Raw genomic sequence first — 20,422 nt, 5'->3', positions numbered from 1 at the left:
GAGTCGGCTGAGATCTTGCGGGCAGCTGAGAGCCTCGGGCGGCATGCTGTGCGGTGTGAAGCCTCGAGTGCTGGTCGTGGACGACGAAGCCGGCGTGCGCCGGGCGTTGGAGCGTGGCCTGTCGGCCGAGGGCATGGAGGTCGTCACGGCCTCCGACGGGCCCACGGCGTTGCGGGTCGCGCTGACCGGGGCGTTCGACGTGGTGCTGCTCGACATCATGCTGCCCGGCCTGTCCGGGTACCGCGTGCTGCAACGCATGCGGGCCGACGGGGTGCGCACGCCCGTGCTGATGGTGTCGGCCAAGGACGGCGAGGTCGACCAGGCGGACGGGCTCGACCTCGGCGCCGACGGGTACCTCGTCAAGCCGTTCAGCTTCGTGGTGCTGGTCGCGCAGGTCAGGGCGTTGCTGCGGCGCGGGGGAGGGGCCCGTCGCAAGCTGACGCTGGGGCACCTGGTGATCGACCGCGGGCTGCGCGAGGTCAGCTGGGGCGGGCAGGACGTGTCGCTGTCGCCGCGCGAGTACGCGGTGCTCGACGTGCTGGCGTCGCGCGCGGGATCCGTGGTGACGAAGGACGAGCTGCTGCGGACGGTCTGGGGGGACGAGCAGGCGGCCACCCGCAACGCCGTCGAGGTCTACGTCGGGTACCTGCGGCGCAAGCTGGAGGCCGTCGGGGCGGGTGAGGTCGTGCGGACGATCCGCGGCCACGGCTACATCGCGTCCACCCCCGACCTCGACAGCGCGCTCGGCAACAGGTGAACCCTCGCCGCTGGTGGTTGCGGCGGACGCTGCGCTTCCGCATCACCGTGGTCGCCACCGGGGTGGCGTTGCTGTGCCTGCTGGCCTTCACCGGGTTCGCGCCCGCGTTGATCGGGTTGATCCAGATCACCGCGGTGGACCAGGAGCTCGCCAGGTCGGAACCGCGCCTGCTGGACGTGGCGGGGTCCCCTGTGGACGGTGGGCCGCCGCTTCCCCTGACGGCGCAGGACGTCCGGGTGCTGAGGTCCGGGGAACCGGTGCTGCGGCTGGAGGGGGAGTCCGCGCTGCGGTTCCGCGGGCGCGTGGTGTTCGCCGGCGACGGGACGCCCCGGCTGGAGGTCTACGCGAGCACGTTGCTCGGGTACGGCAAGGCCAACACGCTGGGCACGCGCTGGCTGGCCGTCGCGGCGGTGCTCGTGGCCGGGTTCGTGGGGATCGCGACCTGGCTCTCGGTGCGGTCGTCGTTGCGGCCCGTCGAGCGGATGCGCGTCGCCGCGGGCGAGCTGCCGCACGGCGAACGGCTGCCGGTGCCGCTCGCGCGGGACGAGCTGCAGGCGTTGGCCGAGGCGTTGAACGCGCTGCTGGCCAGGCGGGACGAGGCCTCCGACCGGCTGCGGAGGTTCACCGGCGACGCGGCGCACGAGCTCCGCTCGCCGGTCGCGTCGGTGCGGGCGCAGGCCGAGGTCGCGGTGGCGCACCCGGACCCCGACTTCTCCATCGAGGTGCTGGAGTCGGTGGTCGAGGAGTCGATCCGGCTCAGCGCGCTGGTGGAGTCGCTGCTGATCCTGGCGCGCGCCGACACCGGGGCGCCGCCGCGCGCCGAGGCGGTGGACCTGGTGCTGGAGGCGGAGGCGGCGATCTCGCGGCTCGACACGGAGTTGCTGGTGCGGCTCAACGCGCCCCCGTCGGCGTGCCTGGTGTCGGCCACGCGCTCCGAGGTCGAGCTGGTGCTGGACAACCTGCTGCGCAACGCCGCCCGGTACGCGTACTCAACGATCACCCTGACGCTGGTGCCGGTGGGCCGGGACGTGCGGCTGCTCGTGGACGACGACGGGCACGGGATCCCCGCCGAGCACCGCACCAAGGTGTTCGACCGGTTCTACCGGGTGGAGGAGGACCGCGGGCGCCGCTCCGGCGGGTTCGGGCTGGGCCTCGCGCTGGTGGCGCACCTCGTGCAGCGCCGCGGCGGGTCGGTGCGGGCCGCGGAGTCGCCCGCCGGTGGTGCGCGTTTGGAGATCCGCTGGCCGTCCTGGTAGCAAGCTCCGGTGCCAGAGTTGCGAGCGTCGGCGCTGGTCGACGCGCCTGTTTCGGTGGTGGCGGGTGCCCTGGTGGACACGTCGCTGATCACGGGTCTCGGTGTCCGGGCCTCCGGTCCGCTGCTGTGCGTGGGAGATGCCCTGGCCGGGCCGTTCGGGGTCCGGTTGACGGTGACGCGCGCCGATCTGTCCGGTGTGTCGGCCGCGGGTGACTTCCTGGAGCTGCACACGGATCTCGTCGTCACCGGGGCCGGGACGATGGTGATCGACCGGGTCTCGTGGAAGTCCGTGCGCGGCGTCGTCGGGCGGTTCGCCGACGTGACCGTCGCGCGCGGGATCGCGTTGCGGGTGCTGGAGAAGCGTTCGGCGTTGCTGTCCCGCCGGTGCGCGGAACTGGCCGGGGCGCGGGTGGTGGTCGGCGCGGCGGTCGTCCGGGGTGGACGGTTGCTGGCGCAGCAGCGCTCCTTCCCGGAAAGCCACGCGGGGCGGTGGGAACTGCCCGGCGGACGGGTCGAGCCCGGCGAGAAGCCCGAGGACGCGCTGGTGCGCGAGTGCGTGGAGGAGCTGGGCGTCCCGGTCGTCGTCGGCCCGCAGGTCGGCCCCGACGTGCCGTTGAAGCGCGATCTGGTGTTGCGGATCTTCGCCGCGGAGCTCGCCGGCGGTGAGCCGGAAGCGTTGGAGCACAACGCTGTCCGGTGGCTCACCGCCGACGAGCTGCCCTCCCTGGACTGGCTGCCGGCCGACCGGGTGCTGGTCCCGGCCCTTCAGCAGCTGCTCACCTGATGCTCCTCAACTGAGCCCGGACAGGCGCAGGGCCGCGTTCAGCCGGTGCTGGGCGCGCTCCCTGGCCCGGTCGGCCCCGGCCGCGCGGATCCTGTCGAGCTCCGCGGGGTCGGCGAGAAGCTCCAGGGTCCGGTCGCGCACGGGCTTGAGCTCCTCGATCACCGCCTCCGCCACCACGTCCTTGAGCTCGGCGAACCTGCTCGTGTAGTCCTCGGGCTCCTTGCCGGTGCAGGAGGCGAGGATCTCGACGAGGTTCGCGATCCCGTCGGTCGACGACACGGCCCGGCGCACCTTGCGCCGCACGAGGTCCGGCTCGTCCAGCACGAACACGACCCCGGCCGAGTTCTGCGCCGACTTGTCCATCTTGCGCGCCGGGTCCGACAGGTCCTTGATGCGCGCCCCGACCTTGGGCACCACCGCGTTCGGCACGATGAACGCGTCCCCGTACGCGTGGTTGAACCGCCGCGCGAGCGCCCGCGCCAACTCGACGTGCTGCAACTGGTCCTCGCCCACCGGCACCTCCGCGGTGCCCTGCAACAGGATGTCCGCCGCCATCAGCACCGGATAGGTGAGCAGGCTCAGCCGCACCGACTCGCGCCCGAGCGACTTCTCCTTGAACTGGATCATCCGGGCCGCCTCCCCGTACGTGCAGGTGCACTCCAGGACCCAGTTGAGCGCCCCCAGCTCGCGGATGAGGTCGCTCTGCACGCACACGCTGGCCGGGTCGATGCCGGACGCGACGAGCACCGCGAGCTGCTCGCGCGTCATCGATCGCAGCCGTTGCGGGTTGTGCGACGACGTCATCGCGTGCAGGTCGCTGATGAAGTACACGTCCTCGTCGGTGCCCTCCTTCGCCCACGTGCGCAGCGCCCCCAGGTAGTTGCCGAGGTGCACCTGGCCGGACGGCGTGATGGCGGAAAGCCGGATCATGATCGGTCCTCTCGTGGGGGACCGCCCGTCCGGAACGCATCAAAAAAGCCGCCCGTCGGGGCGGCCCGTGGTTCGCGTCAGTGGTGTCTGCGCGCTGCTACTCCGGCCGCCTGAAAGCGGCCTGCCAGAAGGCGTTGAGGATGCGCACGACCACGAGTATAGGTCTACCGTCAACGCATGTTCATCGTGCTGCTGAAGTACGCCGCGCCACTGGAACAGATCGACTACGCCCTCCCCGACCACCGCGAGTGGGTCGAGAAGCAGTACGAGCGGGGCCTGTTCCTCGCTTCGGGGCGTCAGGTGCCGAGGACGGGCGGCGTGATCATCACGCGCCCCATGCCCCGGGGCAGGCTCGAGGCGCTGCTCGCCACCGACCCGTGGGCGGAGCAGAAGCTCGTGAAGTACGAGATCTGCGAGTTCGAGGCGACCCGCACGGCGCCCGAACTCTCCAAGCTGAACGAGGCCGTGCTGCCGGCCTAGGCCGGTTTCCCCGGACGGTCACGCCCGGTCCCGTCCGGCCAGCCACTCGACCGCCGCCGCCAGCGGGTCCCCGGTGACCACGTGCGGGACGATCGGGTCGTTGCCGTACGTCCTGCCGGTCCGGTCGGCGAGCTTCGAGGCCCTCAGCGGCCACTGTCGACCAACAGGACTTGCAGGACAGCGCTTCAGTCGGTTCTCCGCGTCATGCTGGAGAGAATCGGCTCGGCTTCGGTTCGGAGGTGTGGTTCGAGCAGGTCCCAGTCGCTGCCTTCGCCCACGATCCAGAGGTAACGGCAGATCGCGGACAAAAGAGCCAGACGGCCGCTGCGCGTGTGCAGCTCGGGCATGTCGCGGATTCGCCGGGCGGTTACCGGGTCTCGAAGGCTGTTGCAGTAGAGCGTGGCGAGGTCGTACCCGGCGAACATGGGACGCCAGCTCTCCCAGTCGAGGATGCACATCTGTGGCCGGCGCAGATTGGCCCAGTGCAAGTCCGCGTGCGCTGTCGTCCAGCTGACATCGGCGAAGACGTCTTCGGCCAACGTGATGCCGAAGTGGTGTTCGACGCTGCGGATGGTGGAGGCCACCGCACCCAGCTCGTGGTGCCATTCCGTCGGATGTGCCGCCAGCGCTTCCAGTGACCGGCGCAGGTCCTGCCACCAGGTGTCCGGTAGCCGGGGGTCGTCGTGCAGCACGCCGCCGGGAGCGACCGTCGTCCCCAGGGCGAGGGTCATCACCTCGCCCCGAAGACGGCGGCCCCGCAGGTACTCGTCGTCGTGCTGCCAGTCGTGCCACCGGAGAACCGCGGGTTTGGCGACGCCACGGATCGAGTTGGCGGAGACGTTGCCGTCCCACCGGCAGACGGGCTCGTAGTCGGCGTCTTCCACCACGACCCTCAGCCAGACATCGCTGCTCTCGACGCGGGCGACCGCGCCGGCCGAGCGCATGTCGAAGGTGTTCACCGGCTCGCCGACCACACTCACGTCCAGCGCCGTCGCTGCCACGTCGAGCTGCCTGTCGAGCCAGACCCGTCGTCGCTCGACAGCCCTCTCGATCTCCAGGGCGTCCATGTTCACTTCTTCCAGAACTCGCCTTCTTTGCCCCAGCTGCCGCCCTTGCGGCCCCAGTCCACGCCGCTGGTGTTCACGCTCGTCGTGGTGCTCGCGGCCACGAACCGTGCCCACTCAGTGTCGCGGTTCGACACCGCACGCACCATGTGCTCCAAGACCGTCATCCGCTTCCCCTCGCCTGTTCAGTAGTTCGGCAAGCGCCAGAACGGGCGCTTGAACGGAATTTCGACAGTGGTCGGTCTCGGTCGCGGCGAAGGTGCCGTGCTCGAAGAACCGATCACCCGCGTGCGCTCCCTGACAGAAGGAGAAGAACTCGCACGTCTGCTTGCAGGTCTTCAGCGCGGCCGCGAACTCCTGGACGTACAGCAGTTCGTCAGCGCGCAGCAAGATCGTGGGCAGGTCGTTTTCCAGCACGTTGCCCGCGATGAAGTCGTCGTAGGTGATGCTGCGAACGCCGAGCAGCTCCGGCGACAGCAGCACCACGTCCCCGTTCCACGCGATCGTCGGAATGGGGTCGTGCCGGGAGTCCGCGTCGCGCCGGTCTTGCGTCAAGCCGAGGAACCCCCACAGGTTCGAGACCTCCCGCACGGTCACGTCGTTGCTGCGGCGGCACCACTCGAACGTGTCACGCCAGAACCGGCGGGCGTGGTCGATCGAGGGAGTTTGCCCGTCGGAGTTCGCGCCTTCCTTGGCTTCGACGTTGAACCCGACCCACGAGGTGCCCAGGTCTCGCATGAAATCCAGGACCTGCCCGGCCTGCCCCGTGCCGTCCTGGCTGACGACCGCCAGGACGGTGAACGGGATGCCGCGCCGTTTCAGCGTCTCGATACCTGCCATGGTCCGGTCGAACATCGGACGGCCACCGCGGTCGACGCGGTGGCGGTTGAGTTCACGAGGTCCGTCGATGCTCACACCCACGCCGATCTCGTACTGCTCGAACACATCGCACCAGGCGTCGGTGATCGGCCTCCCACCGCCGGTCTGGACTTTGTGCCGCACGCGTCCTGCCCGGCGCAGAGGCTCGAAGGGCTGCAACAACTCCGCGAACCGCTCGAGCCCGACCGCCAATGGTTCGCCGCCGTGCCACACCACCTCGACCGGCTCCCACGACGCGGCGATGCCGTGCGCGATCGCGGAGGCCACCTGAGGCGTCATTTCTTGCTTGAGGTGCCGTTCGAGCAGGTAGCAGTAGGTGCAGTCCATCGGGCACAGCGTTGTCGGCTGGGCGACGATGGTCTTGGGCTGTTCGGCCATCCAAGGGGCCATCGCTCCTCCGGTGCGTTTTCGCGGACATGAGCTTGAACGTCGAAGACCGGGTTCATTCGTGTTGACTCAAATATGGTTCGGACGACGGTCGTGCGGCAGATGACAGGCACGGACACGGAAGGACATCGATCATGTCCAGCGACGCCGCTGCGATCGGTGGGGGGAAGCGTCCGACTCCGAACCTCGTGCTGATCGGCCGACGGCAGGCCAAGGGGTGGGGACGAGACCGGCTCGCCAGGGAGTTCGAGCGGCTCGGTCGCCAACTGGAGCTCACCACGCCTGAGCTGGGGGCCATGGCCAAGGCGATCTACCGGCACGAGACCGGCAGAGCCGCGGTGCGCGATGAGGTCTACATCCGGCTGTACTGCGCCGCGTTCGAAGCCACACCGCATGAGCTGTTCGGCACCCTCAGCACAGGTGCGGAGAACAACCAGTCGTGCGGCCTTACGAGCCACAAGTTCGTGCCGGTGTACCTCGGCCCCGACCTGCTCTCCACGCTCATTCAGCGAGCGAACCTCGTGCGCGGCTCGGTGCAGTGGGCGGACTGCCACGTCGGACAGGTCGACCATCCGGCCGGTCACTGCGAGTTGTACGCGTTCCCGTGGGGTGTCGCGGTCTTCCACCTGGCGGAGGAGCTGAGCGTGCCGAACATCGCCAGCCTGGCGATGTGGCGCCGGCAGACCTATCGGGAGACCAGGCAGTGGGCGACCGAGTGGCTCCGCGCGCTGACCGGCTCGGACAGACCCTTCGCGCATTACGTGCTGTCGGCCTACTGGCTGCACGAGTCACCATGGAGCGGCCCGGACCTCGACACCGCGATGCGGTTGTTGAGCATGCCGCGGGTCCTGCTCGACCGCGGAACGGACGAAACCGGGCCGTCCCTGCACCACGCGGAGTTGGTGGAGCAGACACTGCTGCGCGAAGGATTTCACGACAGCCGCATCGATGAGTTCGGCATCCGCGGCCTGTCCATCGGCTGCGCCAGCTGGGCAGGGCTCAGCTACTACCCGCAGGCGGCGGCACGAGCACTCCAGATGTCCGACCTGATCGAGTGTGAGTTGCTGGTCCAGGCGTTGTGGTGTTACTGCCACCGCGTGCACGAGCAGGTGGAACAAGGATGTGATCCAGTTGTTCCACCTGAGTACGGGTGGCGTTGGATCCGCGCGGTCAGGTCGCGGTTGACCATGGCCAGGCCGCAGGAGACAGCGCAACACGCCGCGATGCGGCGGGCGGTGCTCGAGACCAGCGAGCTGGGCAAGCACCTCACGACCGCGCTGGAGTTGCTGCGAGACGCGAGCGGAGACTGATCAGGTGGACCTTGCCAAGAGCGTGCTGGTCGTCGTCGATGTGCAGAACGGCTTCGTGTCCAGCAAGTCAGCACCCGTCGTTCCGCACGTGGCCGATGTCGTGCGTCGCTGGGAAGAAGCCGGAGGTGCGACCGTGTTCACCCGATTCGTCAACCATCCCGGATCGCCCTACGAGCGGCTGATCAACTGGTCGCGGATGCAGACCTCCCCCGAGACAGACATCGTCGATGACCTGGCCCCGGCGTCGCGGCGTGCGGTCGTGGTGCTGGACAAGCCGATCTATTCGCTGTTCACCGAGGAAGGCGCCGCGACCGTGGCGCACCACGGCTGGACCGACATCGTGATCGTCGGGATCGCGACCGAGTCGTGCGTGCTCAAGACGGCGTGCGACGCGTTCGAGCGCGGCCTGACACCCTGGGTGGTCAAGGACGCGGTCTACAGCCACGCGGGACAGGAAGCGCACGAGGCGGGACTCCTCGTGACCAGCCGGTTCATCGGGCGCCGCCAGCTCATCGACGCCGAGGACCTCTTCTCGGCGAAGCTGGTGGCGACGGCGTGACGCGGCCGGTAGCGGTGATGGACATCGACGGCACCGTGGCCGACGTCCGGCATCGCCTCCACCTCCTCGACTCCGACTCCTCCACCAAGTGGGCGGACTTCTTCGACGCGGCCGGTGACGATCCAGTGCTCCCGGAGGGTGCCGAGTTGGCTCGCAAGCTGGCTGTGGAGCACGACATCGTGTGGCTCACCGGCCGGCCGGTACGACTGGCCGAGCTGACCCGCCGATGGCTCCTCGAACAGGGCCTGCCAACGGGCGAACTGCTGATGCAGCCACACGGCGACAAGAGACCGGCTCGGTTGGTGAAGCTGGAACGCCTGTTGGAGCTTCGACAGCACCGCACGATCGCACTGGTCGTGGACGACGATCCGCGCGTGGTCAGCCAACTGAGAGAGGCCGATCTCCCGGTTCATCACGCCACCTGGTCGCCCTGGGCTCCAGCGCTGGGCAATCAGTAGACCAGGTCGCATCTGCCGAACGCCGGTGGTCCATCCCTCGGAACCGGCGCAGGCAATGTGCAGGTCCTTGCCGGAGCCGATCCTAGGCCTGCGACCCGGCCAGCCACTCGACCGCCGCCGCCAGCGGGTCCTCGGTGACCACGTGCGGGACGATCGGGTCGTTGCCGTACGTCCTGCCGGTCCGGTCGGCCATGACCGCGGTGGTGATGGCGAGCTGCGCGCCATCGGGCAGCGCGAACGTCTGGTTCGCCGTCGCGAACCCCGCCGTGGGTTCGCCGAACGTGCGGACGTCCCCGGCGCCGAGGAACGAGATCAGCACGGCCTCCCCCCGAACTCGCGGTGCGGCGGTCGACGAGCACCGCCACCGGCTCGTGCCGGGCGGCCGGGACCCGGTGCCAGCGGTACGTCCTGGACCGGCCGTGGTGGACGTGGCGGCGCCGGACTCCCCAGGCCGTCTCCCCGTCCGGGCCGACGAACCTGCCCCGCTCGCCCTCGCCCAGCAGCGGGGCGACCACCGTGAGCATCGGGTGCATGGCGCCGCCACCGTTGCCGCGCAGGTCGACCACCCACCCCGCCGGCCGCCGCGCGATCAGGCCGCGCAGGATCTCCAGACCGGCCTTGACGTACGCGTGGCCGTGGCGGGCGTGGACGTGGGGGGAGGACCAGCAGGCCGGTCGTGCCCAGCAGCCGGCCGGTGGGCGGCACGGCGGGCGTGAGCGAGGCCAGCCGCTGGGCGGTGAGCAGGTGGGTGTGGGGGTTGCCGAGCGCGGCGATCACGTGACGGATCGCGTCGTGGGCGTCCTCGAAGACGTGAGCTTCGGCACGCAACGCGGGCCAGTCCGCGCGGGGGCTCTCGATCGAGTGGCGAGCGCGGTCGACGCACGCCCGGACCCCACCGGGTCTCACGCGGCCTTCTTCAGAGCCTTCCTGGCCGCCTTCTCCGCCTTCTTCGCGGCCTTCTTGCGGGCCTTGTCGCGTTCCTTGAGCAGGAACGGAACCGGGCAGCGCTTGCAGCGGGGCGTCGATCGGCAGCACTTCTTCTTGAGCTTCTTACCCACTGGTTGAACTCCACTCCGACACGTATCGCTAGAGTAGGTGAGGCTCACTTCACTGGCACTCTTGTGTGGTAATGGCGACGCAGCCGGTAGTATGAGCAACGGCCCTGCGCATCGAAGTGTCCGGCGCGAGCCCCTCCAACGCCTTCGAAGCTCTAGGAGTTCTGCGTGCCCACGGCCACCGCGTCCGCCCTTCAGACGCGAACTGACCTGCGAAACGTCGCGATCGTCGCGCACGTCGACCACGGCAAGACCACGCTGGTCGACGCCATGTTGCGCCAGTCCGGCGCCTTCTCCGCGCGTGCCGAGCTCGTCGACCGGGTCATGGACTCGGGCGAGCTCGAGCGGGAGAAGGGCATCACGATCCTCGCCAAGAACACGGCTGTGCGCAGGCACACGCCGGATGGTGACGTGATCATCAACGTCGTCGACACCCCCGGCCACGCCGACTTCGGCGGCGAGGTCGAGCGCGCGCTGTCGATGGTCGACGGTGTCGTCCTGCTCGTCGACGCGTCCGAGGGCCCGCTGCCCCAGACGCGCTTCGTGCTCCGCAAGACCCTCGCCGCCGGCCTGCCGGTGATCCTGCTCGTCAACAAGGTCGACCGCCCCGACGCCCGGATCTCCGAGGTCGTCGAGGAAGCCCACGACCTGCTGCTCGACCTCGCGACCGAGGTGGGCGCCGACGAGTCGGTGCTCGACCTGCCGGTCGTCTACGCGTCCGCGCGTGCCGGTCGTGCGTCGCTCACCCAGCCCGAGGACGGCGGCCTGCCGGACGAGGAGAACCTGGACACGCTGTTCCAGGTGCTGCTCGACCACATCCCCGCTCCGCACGTCGACGTCGACGGGCCGCTGCAGGCGCTCGTCACGAACCTCGACGCGTCGACCTTCCTCGGCCGCATCGCGCTGTGCCGCATCCACCGCGGCACGCTGCGCAAGGGCGAGACCGTGGCGTGGTGCCGCGAGGACGGCGAGCCGCAGAAGGTCCGCATCACCGAGCTCCTCATCACCGAGGCGCTCGACCGCATTCCCGCCGAGTTCGCCCGCGCGGGTGACCTGGTCGCCATCGCCGGCATCGCGGACATCACCATCGGTGACACGCTGGCCGACGCCGAGACCCCCGAGGCGCTGCCCCGGATCACGGTCGACCAGCCGGCCATCTCGATGACCGTCGGTGTGAACACCTCGCCGCTGGCCGGCCGCAACGGTGGCACCAAGCTCACCGCCCGCGTCCTCAAGGCGCGTCTCGACGCCGAGCTCGTCGGCAACGTGTCGGTGAAGGTCCTGCCGACCGAGCGCCCGGACACCTGGGAGGTGCAGGGCCGCGGTGAGCTGGCGCTGGCCATCCTGGTGGAACAGATGCGCCGCGAGGGCTTCGAGCTGACCGTGGGCAAGCCCCAGGTGGTCACGCACACGGTCGACGGCAAGATCCACGAGCCGTTCGAGCGCCTGTCCGTCGACTGCCCCGAGGAGCACCTCGGCGCCGTCACGCAGCTGCTGGCCAACCGCAAGGGCCGCATGGAGAACATGTCGGGCCACGGCACGGGCCGCATCAAGCTCGACTACGTGGTCCCGTCGCGCGGCCTCATCGGCTTCCGCACGGAGTTCCTCACCGAGACCCGAGGCACCGGCATCGCGAACGCCGTGTCCGAGGGCTACGGCCCGTGGGCGGGCGAGATCCGCACCCGCCACAACGGCTCCCTGGTCGCCGACCGCACCGGCTCCATCACCGCCTACGCGATGATCCAGCTGGCCGACCGCGGCACGTTCTTCGTCGAGCCGGGTGCCGACGCCTACGAGGGCATGGTCGTGGGCGAGAACCCGCGTGCCGAGGACCTCGACGTCAACATCACGCGCGAGAAGAAGCTCACGAACATGCGCTCCTCCACGGCGGACGTGATGGAGACGCTGGCCCGCCCCCGCAAGCTCTCGCTGGAGGAGGCGCTGGAGTTCTGCGCGTCCGACGAGTGCGTGGAGGTGGCCCCGGAGGTCATCCGCGTCCGCAAGGTCACGCTGGACGCCAACCTGCGCGGCCGCGAGCGCTCGCGTCTCAAGCAGCGCGGCTGAGTCGAACGCCTGACGAGGGCGGCCGGGCCGGTGGCCTGGCCGCCCTTCGTCGTCTCCGGGGTGCACGGGGATCCAGGTACCCGCGGAACGCGTTCCGACCCCCGCGATTCCGCCGACCCCGGTGCCGAACCACTCTTCCAGGTGAGCCGTACTACCCACCGGGCGAGCAACCCCGCGACGGCGCCACACGTCACCCGTAGTGGCGCGGGTGACAAAACCTGGGTTGCTCGAACGCCACCAATACTCTTCTGGCAATGTGAGGACCATGAGGCGACTTGGGGGAGTGCTCGTCGCTGCCGTCCTGTGCGGCAGCGCGGCGGCGTGCACGAACGCGCCTCCTCCGCCCCTGGTGCCCGCGTCCGAGGCGCCCGTCATCACCACCACGGGGCCGAAGGTCACCGAGATCGTGGTCGGCGTGGACGACGTGGCGGGCGGCTACAACCCGCACGCCCTCGCGGCGCAGAGTCCCATCACGACGGCGCTCAGCTCGCTGTTGCTGCCGAGCGTCTTCCGGCCGGGCAACGACGGCGCGCCGCAGCTCGACCGCAACCTCATGGTGAGCGCCAGGGTCACCAAGGCCGAGCCGTTCACCGTCACCTACACGATCCGCAAGGACGCCAGCTGGTCGGACAGCGCTCCCATCGCCGCCGAGGACTTCTACTACCTCTGGCAGCGTATGAGGGCCGAGCCCGGCGTGGTGGATCCGGCGGGTTACAGGCTCGTCAACAACATCAGCGCGCGGGAGGGCGGCAAGGTCGTCGAGGTCGCCTTCGGCAAGCCGTTCCCCGGCTGGCGCTCCCTCTTCGCGAACCTGCTGCCCGCGCACCTGCTCAAGGACGCGCCCGGCACGTGGTCGAACGTGCTCGCCACCGGTTTCCCCGCCACCGCGGGTCCCTTCCAGGTGCGTAGCCTCGACGAGCCGCGCGGTGAGGTCGTGCTGGAGCGCAGCGACCGGTACTGGGAGACGCCGACCACGCTCGACCGGGTCGTCATCCGCAGGGCCACGCACAGCGCGATGGCCGAGTCACTGTCCAAAGGCGACAACCAGGCGGCGTTGCTCAGGGCCGACGCGTCGGACGTGAACCTGCTCGCGGGCATCGAGAAGGTCACCACCAAGCCCGTGCCGCGCAACGAGGTCGTGCAGGTGCTGCTGCGGCCCGCGAGCGAGCGGCTCAAGGACGTCAAGACGCGCAAGGCCGTCGTCGCCGCGCTCGACCGCGAGGCGCTCATCGCGTTCGGGACGCAGAGCGGGCCGAGCACGTCGTTCCGGGCCGACTCGTACGTGGTGCCGCCGAGCCGCGCCGGGTACGCGAAGTCGATCACCGCGAACACCCTGGACGTGGCGGCGAGCGAGCAGCTGCTGACCGAGGCCGGCTACGCGAAGGCCGGCGCGGAGTGGCAGAAGGCCGGCAAGGCGCTCAAGCTGAAGATCGCCGCACCGGAGAAGACCGAGCCCTACGCCGGCATCGCGAACCGGATCAAGGCCCAGCTGGCCGAGCGCGGGATCGACTCCGAGGTCGTCACGCCGAACGCCGAGGAGCTCTTCAGCAAGCAGCTCACGGAGTCCGACGTGGACATCGCCGTCGTCCCGCGGGTCGACGCGGGCGACTCGGCGGCGGCGCTCGCGAGCGAGTTCGGCTGTGCCGGTGACGCCCCGGACGGCGCGACGCCCAGCCCCCAGAACCCGGCGGGCTTCTGCGACCCGGCGATCCAGGCCGACATCGACGCCGCCCTCACCGGCAAGGCGCTGCTGTCGGACGTGCTGGCCCGCGTCGAGCCGTTGATCGCGGCCCAGGCCGTCTCGGTACCGCTGTTCCAGGTCGTCGACCTGCTCGGTGTGCTCCCGACGGTTTCAGGAGTCGACACCGGGGCACCCCTGGCGGGCGTGCTCAGCGGAGCGCCCGAATGGCGACGGCTCGACAAGTAGCCGCCGCCGTAAATCTGTTGCGCGTGCCCTTTTCGCGTTGCTACGTTCGGCCGTTCTCGTTGACAGAATTCCTGTCGCCCGGTCAACGAACGCATTCGCCCGGTAATCGGGCCATTGCGGCCTGCAACAACCTGTTTCCATTGGGTCACGATCGCCCTCTTAGGTAGTGACCGCCACCTCACCGGGTTTCTACCGTGCTGCCCACGATGTGCCGGTTCGGGGCGCGTATGGCACATCTCGGTTATGGGCGTGCAGGCCGACCAGGCAACGGCCGCCCAGTGCTAGGAGGGCACGTGTCGATGAGGAGAACCAAAGCACTTCCGGCGATCGCGCTGGTCGCCAGCGCGTCTCTCGTGCTGGGTGCGTGCGGTGGCGGCGGCGGGAGCAGCGACGCCGACGGTGGCGACGCCACCATCGCGGAGATGGCGACCGCCCGCGGTGAGTCCGCGGACGGCTACACCGCGCCGGATACGAAGCAGAGCGACCAGGTGGTCGTTTCGACCGACAAGCCGTTCACCTCGTACAACAACGCGACGGAGGACGCCAACCAGTCCTACAACACGTTCGCGTTGGTGCTCGTGCAGCCTGGCGCGCACATCACGAACGGCAACAACAAGGTCGTCCTGAACAAGGACACCATGGAGTCGATCGAGGTCACCTCGAAGTCTCCCCAGGTCGTGACCTGGAAGCTCAAGAAGGGCGTCACCTGGTCCGACGGCGAGGCCTGGGACTGCGACGACTTCTACATGGCGTGGTTCACGCAGTCGAACACCGCGAAGAAGGCCGACAACACCAAGCTCTTCAAGCCGGCCGGCACGACGGGCTACGACCTCGCGACCGGTGAGTGCAAGGACGACCAGACGTTCGTCGGCACGTTCTCCTCGCCGTACCCGGACTACGAGGACATGTTCAACGCCGACGTCCTCCCCGCGCACATCCTCGAGAAGAACACGGGCATCGCGGACGTCACCAAGCTGACCAAGGCCAGCGACCCCGCCGAGCTGCAGAAGGCCGCCGACTTCTGGAACGAGAAGTGGAACGGCTTCACCAAGGAGCTCATGCCGGGTGCGGGCCCCTACGTCATGACCGGCTTCGAGCCGAACCAGTCGGTGACGCTGGAGCGCAACGCCAAGTGGGCCGGCAAGCCCGGTGGTCCGGCCAAGATCATCCTGAAGGCGATCCCGGACCCCGTCGCGCAGGCGCAGGCGCTGGAGAACGGTGAGCTCGCCGTCAACTCCTTCGCCCAGCCGGACGCGAACGCGGCCACCAAGCTCAAGAGCCTCAACGCCCAGGGCGTGACGTTCGGCGCGGGTCCCGGCCTGTCGTTCGAGCACCTCGACATCCAGATGAAGCACCCGGTGCTGTCGAAGGAGGAGGTCCGCAAGGCCTTCTTCATGTGCGTCAAGCGCCAGGACATCATCGACAAGCTGATCTCCGAGGTCCAGACCGACGCGAAGCCCATGGGCAGCCTCATGTTCTTCCCGAAGGACGAGGGCTACAAGGACGTCTACGGCGAGAAGGCCAAGGGCGACCCGAACGAGGCCAAGAAGATCCTGACCGACGCGGGCTGGGCCCAGGGTGCCGACGGCGTGTTCGCGAAGGACGGCGTCCGCGCCTCCTTCCGGATCAGCCACACCGACATCCCGCGCCGCAAGCAGACCGTCGAGCTGATCCAGGGCCAGTGCAAGGAAGCCGGCATCGAGGTCAAGGACGACACCGACCCGAACTTCCTCGACGAGCGCGTCTCCGCCGGTGACTACGACGTGGCGCTGTTCGCCTGGTCCAGCTCGCCGTTCAAGAGCGGCAAGAAGTCCATCTACGAGACCGGTGGTGGCCAGAACTGGCAGAACCTGTCCGTGCCGAAGGCCGACGAGGCCCTGAAGCAGGCCGTCTCGCAGACGTCGATCTCGGACTCCCTGAAGTACTTCCAGGAGGCCGACGAGGCGATCGCCGGGGCGTACGCGTCCTTCCCGCTGTTCCAGATGCCGAACATGTGGGCGTTCAAGGGACTCGACCGCGTGTACTTCCAGAGCTACTACGGCGCGCTGTGGAACGCCAACGAGTGGCAGACCAAGTAATCGCCATAGCTGAAGTGCGCAACGCCTGACCGGGCGGGGCCGGACCACGAGTCCGGCCCCGCCCGAGCCGGGTTGCCCCCTAGGAGCCCGCCCGTGATCCGCTACATCATCCGGCGCCTGCTGATCTCGATACCCATCCTGCTGATCGGCAGCTTCGCCTGTTACGTCCTCGTCGCCACCGCCGGAAACCCGTTGGCGGAAATGCGATTCCGACCGGGTGTCACCGAAGCCGACATCAAGGCCGCGGAGATCTCCCTGGGCCTCGACAAGCCCGTCATCATCCGCTACTGGAACTGGCTCACCGACTTCCTGTCCGGTGACTGGGGCCAGAGCATCGCCCTCGGTCAGGCCAAGACCGCCGTCTTCCCGGCCGTCACCGACGCGCTGTGGACCACCGGCCGCCTCGTCATCGGCGCCGAACTCCTCGCTCTGACACTGGGAGTCTCGGTCGGCGTGCTCGCCGCCGTGCGCCAGTACTCGATCTTCGACTACCTCGCCACCAGCACCGCGTTCCTCATGTTCTCGATGCCGATCTTCTGCGTCGCGGTCATCGTGAAGAACTACGGCATCCAGTTCAACAACGTCCTGGAGTCGATGGGGCTGGACCGCTGGCTCACCACCGCGGGGCCGCGGCCGGGAGGCTTCAGCGGCAGCTTCGGCGAGGTCATCTTCAAGTACACCGGCACGTTCCTGCTGCCGACCGTCGCGCTGATGCTGATCAGCTTCGCCGCGTACAGCCGGTTCGAACGCGCCTCGATGCTCGAGATCCTGCACTCCGACTTCGTGCGGACCGCGCGGGCGAAGGGCATCTCCCAGGGCCGCGTGATCTTCAAGCACGCGTTCCGCAACGCGCTCATCCCCGTCGCCACGCTGTTCTCGCTGAACTTCGGTGCCGTGCTCTCCGGCGCGATCATCACCGAGACCGTGTTCGGCTGGGCCGGCATGGGCACGCTGCTGGTGAACTCCGTGCGGCAGTTCGACCCGCCGATGCTGATGGGCTGGCTCGCGGTCACGGCCACCCTGATCGTGCTGTTCAACCTGTTCGCCGACATCGTGTACGGCTTCCTCGACCCTAGGATTCGCCTTGGCTAACATCAACTTGGCGTCCGAGGGCGGCGTGGTGAACAGCGCTCCCCAGTCCGACTCCCACGAGTTCGACGCCTCCCAGACCCGCACGCAGGGCCAGCTCGTCCTGCGGCGCTTCCTGCGCCACCGGCTCGCGATGGTGAGCCTCGGCGTCTTCGTCTTCCTCGTCCTGTTCGCGTTCGTCGGCCCGTTCATCTGGACCTTCGACTTCGAGGACGTGAGCAGCAAGTCCTACCAGCCGATGAGCGGCACCCACCCGCTCGGCACCACCCAGGTCGGCAAGGACATGCTCGCGCTGCTCATGCGCGGCACCGGGTACTCGCTGCAGATCGCGCTGATCGTGGCCGCGCTGGCCACGGCCATCGGCGTGACCTTCGGCGCTCTCGCCGGATATCTGCGCGGTTTCGTCGACACGACGCTGATGCGCCTGGTCGACCTGCTGCTGATCATCCCGCAGATCGCGGTCGCCGCGATCGTCGTCAAGGGCTTCTCCGGCAGCTGGTACGTCGTCGCGCTGGTGCTCGCCGCGTTCGCCTGGATGCAGATCGCCCGCATCACCCGCGGTGAGACGCTCTCCCTGGCGCAGCGCGAGTTCATCGAGGCCGCGCGGGCGTGCGGCGCCTCGACCTCGCGCATCATCTTCAAGCACCTCGTGCCGAACATGATCGGCAGCATCACGGTCAACGCCACGCTGGCGATCGCGAGCGCGGTGCTGACCGAGGCGGCGCTGTCGTTCCTGGGACTGGGCGTCCAGCCCCCGGACACCTCGCTCGGCGTGATCGTGCTGGAGAACTACGGGCAGTTCCTGAACCGGCCGTGGCTGTTCTGGGGTCCGTTCATCGTGCTCGTGTCGCTCTCCCTGGCCGTCAACTTCATCGGTGACGGTCTGCGCGACGCGTTCGACCCGAGGCAGACGAAGGTGCGTGCCTGATGTCCACTGTTTCCGAACTGTCGGAGGACTTCCTGCCCTCCGGTTCCACCGCACCGCTGCTCTCGGTCAAGGACCTGTCGGTCACCTTCCCGACCGACGACGGCGACGTCCGCGCCGTGCGCAACGTCTCGTTCGACCTCAACCCCGGCGACGTGCTGGGCATCGTCGGCGAGTCGGGTTCCGGCAAGTCCGTGTCGTCCATGGCGATCATGGGCCTGCTGCCCAAGAACGCCGTCATCGAGGGCTCGATCCGCTACCGCGGCGAGGAGCTGAACGGCCGCACCTACAAGCAGATGCAGCCGTTCCGCAGCAAGCACATCTCGATGATCTTCCAGGACCCGATGACGTCGCTGAACCCCGTCTACACCGTGGGGTGGCAGCTCGCCGAGACCTACCGCGCGCACCACGACGTCTCGAAGAAGGCGGCGTGGGCCAAGGCGGTCGAGGCGCTCGAACTGGTCGGCATCCCGCAACCGGACAAGCGCGCGGCCCAGTACCCGCACGAGTTCTCCGGCGGCATGCGGCAGCGCGTGGTGATCGCGATGGCGATCATCAACGACCCCAGCGTGATCATCGCCGACGAGCCGACCACCGCGCTCGACGTGACGGTGCAGGCGCAGATCCTCGACACCATGCTGCGCCTGCAGTCCGAGACCGACGCGGCGATCATCATGATCACGCACGACCTCGGCGTGGTCGCGGGCATGGTCAACCGGGTGCAGGTGATGTACGGCGGCACCGTGGTCGAGTCCGGCCCGGTCGACGACGTCTTCGAACGGCCGCGGATGCCCTACACGGTCGGGCTCCTCGGTTCGGTGCCGAACCCGTCCACGCTGGGCAAGCGGCTCACCCCGATCAAGGGCGCGCCGCCCTCGCTGGTGAACCTGCCGACCGGCTGCTCGTTCTCGCCGCGCTGCCCGCTCGTCGCCGACGTGTGCCACGAGTACGAGCCGCTGCTGGAGGAGGCCGGCGCCGCGAACCACCGGACGCGCTGCCACCGCTGGGAGCACCTGGCGACGATCGAGACACCGCAGAAGTTGTTCCTGCACGACGAGATCGGCACCGTCGAGAACCCGGCCGCGTTCGCCGCGGCCAACCCCGACGAGTCGCTCGAGGTGACCGCCGTGCACGGGTCGTTGCTCACGGATGAGGAGGCGAAGTGACCGCGCCACTGCTGGAGGTCACCGACCTCGTCAAGGAGTTCCCCGTGCGCGGCAAGGGGATCATCCCGCGCAACATCGGCACGGTGCAGGCCGTGTCCGGCGTGTCGTTCACGCTGCACCCCGGTGAGACGCTCGGCCTCGTCGGCGAGTCCGGCTGCGGCAAGTCCACGACCGGCCGCGCGATCCTGCAGCTGCACAAGCCGACCTCGGGCTCGGTGAAGTTCGAGGGCCGCGAGCTCACGTCCATGAGCACCAAGCAGCTGCGGCCGCTGCGCAAGGACATCCAGATCGTCTTCCAGGACCCGTACGCGTCGCTGAACCCCAAGTGGCAGGTCAACGACATCATCGCGGAACCCCTGGTGATCCACGGTGTCGAGGGCGGCGTGCAGCGGCGGGTCAACGAGCTGATGGAGCTCGTCGGCCTGAACCCCGAGCACCGCAACAGGTACGCGCACGAGTTCTCCGGCGGCCAGCGCCAGCGCATCGGCATCGCCCGCGCCCTGGCGCTGAACCCGCGGTTCCTGGTGCTCGACGAGCCGGTGTCCGCTTTGGACGTCTCGGTGCAGGCCGGTGTCGTGAACCTGCTGGAGGAGCTGCAGGAACGGCTCGGGCTCGCGTACCTGTTCGTCGCGCACGACCTCTCTGTGGTGCGGCACATCTCGGACCGGGTCGCGGTCATGTACCTCGGCAAGATCATCGAGATGGGCGAGCGCGAGGCCATCTACGCCAAGCCGATGCACCCGTACACGCAGGCGTTGCTGTCCGCGGTGCCGATGCCGGACCCGAAGGCGGAGCGCAAGCGCCAGCGGATCGTGCTGACGGGCGACGTGCCGTCGCCGGTCAACCCCCCGTCGGGGTGCCGGTTCCGCACGCGGTGCTGGAAGGCGCAGGACATCTGCGCCACCGAGGAGCCCAAGCTGGAGAGGCGGGGTGGGCCGGAGGGAACGTTGTCCGCGTGCCACTTCGCGGAGGAACGTTCGGTGGTCTGAGGCCACGCAGGCCACGCGGGACATCGGCCAGGGGACGCGCCGCCGGCGCGCCCCCTGGCCGTTCGCCGTGTCGGGGAGTGGTTTGCGGGGGCCGCTGCCGTGCTGCATGAGCCGTTGGCGGCGGGGCGTGGTGCTGCCGCGCCACGAGATCGCGCCGTCTGGCAAGGCCTACTGCCGCCACACCAAGGGACCGCGAGATCGCGCCGGACGACCGACTTCCCGGCGATCTCGCCGCCCCTGCGGAGCAGGGGCCATAAACACAGCTT

The 20,422-nt window shown here is 69.0% G+C and carries 20 protein-coding genes and 1 pseudogene; 14 read left to right on the top strand and 7 right to left on the bottom strand.

Annotated features, from left to right (window positions below):
* Positions 1 to 43: 43 nt before the first annotated feature.
* Genes ND450_RS27805 through ND450_RS27795 form a run of 3 tightly spaced genes read left to right on the top strand, consistent with a single transcriptional unit; the run spans position 44 to position 2,796 of the window.
* Entirely contained in the window at positions 44 to 757 is a 714-nt protein-coding gene (locus ND450_RS27805; RefSeq protein WP_177229558.1) for a response regulator transcription factor, read from the top strand.
* Positions 754 to 2,013, top strand: coding sequence for a cell wall metabolism sensor histidine kinase WalK (locus tag ND450_RS27800; protein WP_253321517.1), 1,260 nt, complete (start codon positions 754 to 756; stop codon positions 2,011 to 2,013). The genes ND450_RS27805 and ND450_RS27800 overlap by 4 nt, the downstream gene beginning before the upstream one ends.
* A 9-nt stretch (positions 2,014 to 2,022) precedes the next feature.
* Positions 2,023 to 2,796 carry a (deoxy)nucleoside triphosphate pyrophosphohydrolase gene (locus ND450_RS27795; protein ID WP_253321516.1) on the top strand — a complete coding sequence of 258 codons (774 nt, stop codon included), beginning with the start codon at positions 2,023 to 2,025 and terminating at the stop codon, positions 2,794 to 2,796.
* A 6-nt stretch (positions 2,797 to 2,802) separates the two neighbouring features.
* Here ND450_RS27795 and trpS read toward each other — a convergent pair whose 3' ends face one another.
* On the bottom strand, positions 2,803 to 3,726 hold the full coding sequence (gene trpS, locus ND450_RS27790; protein WP_253321515.1) for a tryptophan--tRNA ligase: 924 nt from the start codon (positions 3,724 to 3,726) through the stop codon (positions 2,803 to 2,805).
* A 177-nt stretch (positions 3,727 to 3,903) separates the two neighbouring features.
* On the opposite strand from trpS, the gene ND450_RS27785 reads away from it, so the two are divergent.
* The gene (locus ND450_RS27785; RefSeq protein WP_089909653.1) at positions 3,904 to 4,206 is read left to right on the top strand and encodes a YciI family protein; all 303 of its coding nucleotides are present in this window, start codon (positions 3,904 to 3,906) and stop codon (positions 4,204 to 4,206) included.
* Between the two features lie 185 nt (positions 4,207 to 4,391).
* Here ND450_RS27785 and ND450_RS27780 read toward each other — a convergent pair whose 3' ends face one another.
* The 3 genes from ND450_RS27780 to amcB are packed head-to-tail and all read right to left on the bottom strand — an operon-like array spanning position 4,392 to position 6,539.
* Positions 4,392 to 5,273 carry a hypothetical protein gene (locus ND450_RS27780; RefSeq protein WP_253321514.1) on the bottom strand — a complete coding sequence of 294 codons (882 nt, stop codon included), beginning with the start codon at positions 5,271 to 5,273 and terminating at the stop codon, positions 4,392 to 4,394.
* A 2-nt stretch (positions 5,274 to 5,275) separates the two neighbouring features.
* Positions 5,276 to 5,407 carry a multiple cyclophane-containing RiPP AmcA gene (gene amcA / locus ND450_RS45760; protein ID WP_256557316.1) on the bottom strand — a complete coding sequence of 44 codons (132 nt, stop codon included), beginning with the start codon at positions 5,405 to 5,407 and terminating at the stop codon, positions 5,276 to 5,278.
* On the bottom strand, positions 5,388 to 6,539 hold the full coding sequence (gene amcB / locus ND450_RS27775) for a cyclophane-forming radical SAM peptide maturase AmcB (RefSeq protein ID WP_253321513.1): 1,152 nt from the start codon (positions 6,537 to 6,539) through the stop codon (positions 5,388 to 5,390). Before amcB ends, amcA begins: the two co-directional genes overlap by 20 nt.
* Positions 6,540 to 6,670: 131 nt before the next feature.
* Between amcB and ND450_RS27770 the strand changes: the two genes are divergently transcribed.
* From ND450_RS27770 to ND450_RS27760, 3 genes are read left to right on the top strand one after another with little or no spacing between them, the layout of a single operon-like run.
* The gene (locus ND450_RS27770; protein ID WP_253321512.1) at positions 6,671 to 7,846 is read left to right on the top strand and encodes a hypothetical protein; all 1,176 of its coding nucleotides are present in this window, start codon (positions 6,671 to 6,673) and stop codon (positions 7,844 to 7,846) included.
* Between the two features lie 4 nt (positions 7,847 to 7,850).
* Positions 7,851 to 8,405: an isochorismatase family cysteine hydrolase gene (locus ND450_RS27765; RefSeq protein WP_253321511.1), complete on the top strand. Its 555-nt coding sequence runs from the start codon at positions 7,851 to 7,853 to the stop codon at positions 8,403 to 8,405.
* A gap of 17 nt (positions 8,406 to 8,422) precedes the next feature.
* Positions 8,423 to 8,863 carry a hypothetical protein gene (locus ND450_RS27760; RefSeq protein WP_253321510.1) on the top strand — a complete coding sequence of 147 codons (441 nt, stop codon included), beginning with the start codon at positions 8,423 to 8,425 and terminating at the stop codon, positions 8,861 to 8,863.
* Between the two features lie 82 nt (positions 8,864 to 8,945).
* Here the strand turns inward: ND450_RS27760 and ND450_RS27755 are convergent, their stop codons facing one another.
* The 3 genes and pseudogenes from ND450_RS27755 to ND450_RS27750 form a co-directional block, all read right to left on the bottom strand.
* Positions 8,946 to 9,182, bottom strand: coding sequence for a hypothetical protein (locus ND450_RS27755; RefSeq protein ID WP_253321509.1), 237 nt, complete (start codon positions 9,180 to 9,182; stop codon positions 8,946 to 8,948).
* 19 nt (positions 9,183 to 9,201) lie between these two features.
* Positions 9,202 to 9,456 (bottom strand): annotated as a pseudogene (locus tag ND450_RS46095) (S41 family peptidase); the annotation flags it as partial.
* Between the two features lie 309 nt (positions 9,457 to 9,765).
* The gene (locus ND450_RS27750) at positions 9,766 to 9,921 is read right to left on the bottom strand and encodes a hypothetical protein (RefSeq protein ID WP_253321508.1); all 156 of its coding nucleotides are present in this window, start codon (positions 9,919 to 9,921) and stop codon (positions 9,766 to 9,768) included.
* A gap of 165 nt (positions 9,922 to 10,086) precedes the next feature.
* Here ND450_RS27750 and typA point away from each other — a divergent pair, with 165 nt between their 5' ends.
* The 7 genes from typA to ND450_RS27715 all read left to right on the top strand — a co-directional run bounded on the left by typA (position 10,087) and on the right by ND450_RS27715 (position 20,156).
* Positions 10,087 to 11,982 carry a translational GTPase TypA gene (typA, locus tag ND450_RS27745; protein ID WP_089909659.1) on the top strand — a complete coding sequence of 632 codons (1,896 nt, stop codon included), beginning with the start codon at positions 10,087 to 10,089 and terminating at the stop codon, positions 11,980 to 11,982.
* Between the two features lie 265 nt (positions 11,983 to 12,247).
* A complete protein-coding gene (locus tag ND450_RS27740; RefSeq protein WP_253321507.1) occupies positions 12,248 to 13,909 on the top strand; it encodes an ABC transporter family substrate-binding protein in 1,662 nt (553 codons plus the stop codon).
* A gap of 299 nt (positions 13,910 to 14,208) precedes the next feature.
* Positions 14,209 to 15,987: an ABC transporter family substrate-binding protein gene (locus ND450_RS27735; protein WP_253321506.1), complete on the top strand. Its 1,779-nt coding sequence runs from the start codon at positions 14,209 to 14,211 to the stop codon at positions 15,985 to 15,987.
* A gap of 93 nt (positions 15,988 to 16,080) precedes the next feature.
* Positions 16,081 to 17,079 (top strand): ABC transporter permease, encoded by a 999-nt coding sequence (locus tag ND450_RS27730; protein WP_253321505.1) that lies wholly within the window; start codon positions 16,081 to 16,083, stop codon positions 17,077 to 17,079.
* Entirely contained in the window at positions 17,072 to 18,004 is a 933-nt protein-coding gene (locus tag ND450_RS27725; RefSeq protein ID WP_371927423.1) for an ABC transporter permease, read from the top strand. Before ND450_RS27730 ends, ND450_RS27725 begins: the two co-directional genes overlap by 8 nt.
* Positions 18,004 to 19,167 carry an ABC transporter ATP-binding protein gene (locus ND450_RS27720; RefSeq protein ID WP_089909671.1) on the top strand — a complete coding sequence of 388 codons (1,164 nt, stop codon included), beginning with the start codon at positions 18,004 to 18,006 and terminating at the stop codon, positions 19,165 to 19,167. The genes ND450_RS27725 and ND450_RS27720 overlap by 1 nt, the downstream gene beginning before the upstream one ends.
* Positions 19,164 to 20,156 carry an ABC transporter ATP-binding protein gene (locus tag ND450_RS27715; RefSeq protein ID WP_253321504.1) on the top strand — a complete coding sequence of 331 codons (993 nt, stop codon included), beginning with the start codon at positions 19,164 to 19,166 and terminating at the stop codon, positions 20,154 to 20,156. Before ND450_RS27720 ends, ND450_RS27715 begins: the two co-directional genes overlap by 4 nt.
* Positions 20,157 to 20,422 lie beyond the last annotated feature (266 nt).

Origin of the sequence: Lentzea sp. HUAS12 (genome assembly GCF_024125735.1) — a bacterium.
Lineage (GTDB): Bacteria > Actinomycetota > Actinomycetes > Mycobacteriales > Pseudonocardiaceae > Lentzea > Lentzea albida.
The sequence above is the reverse complement of the archived record's forward strand: the minus strand, read 5'-3'. Positions and strand labels throughout refer to the sequence as shown.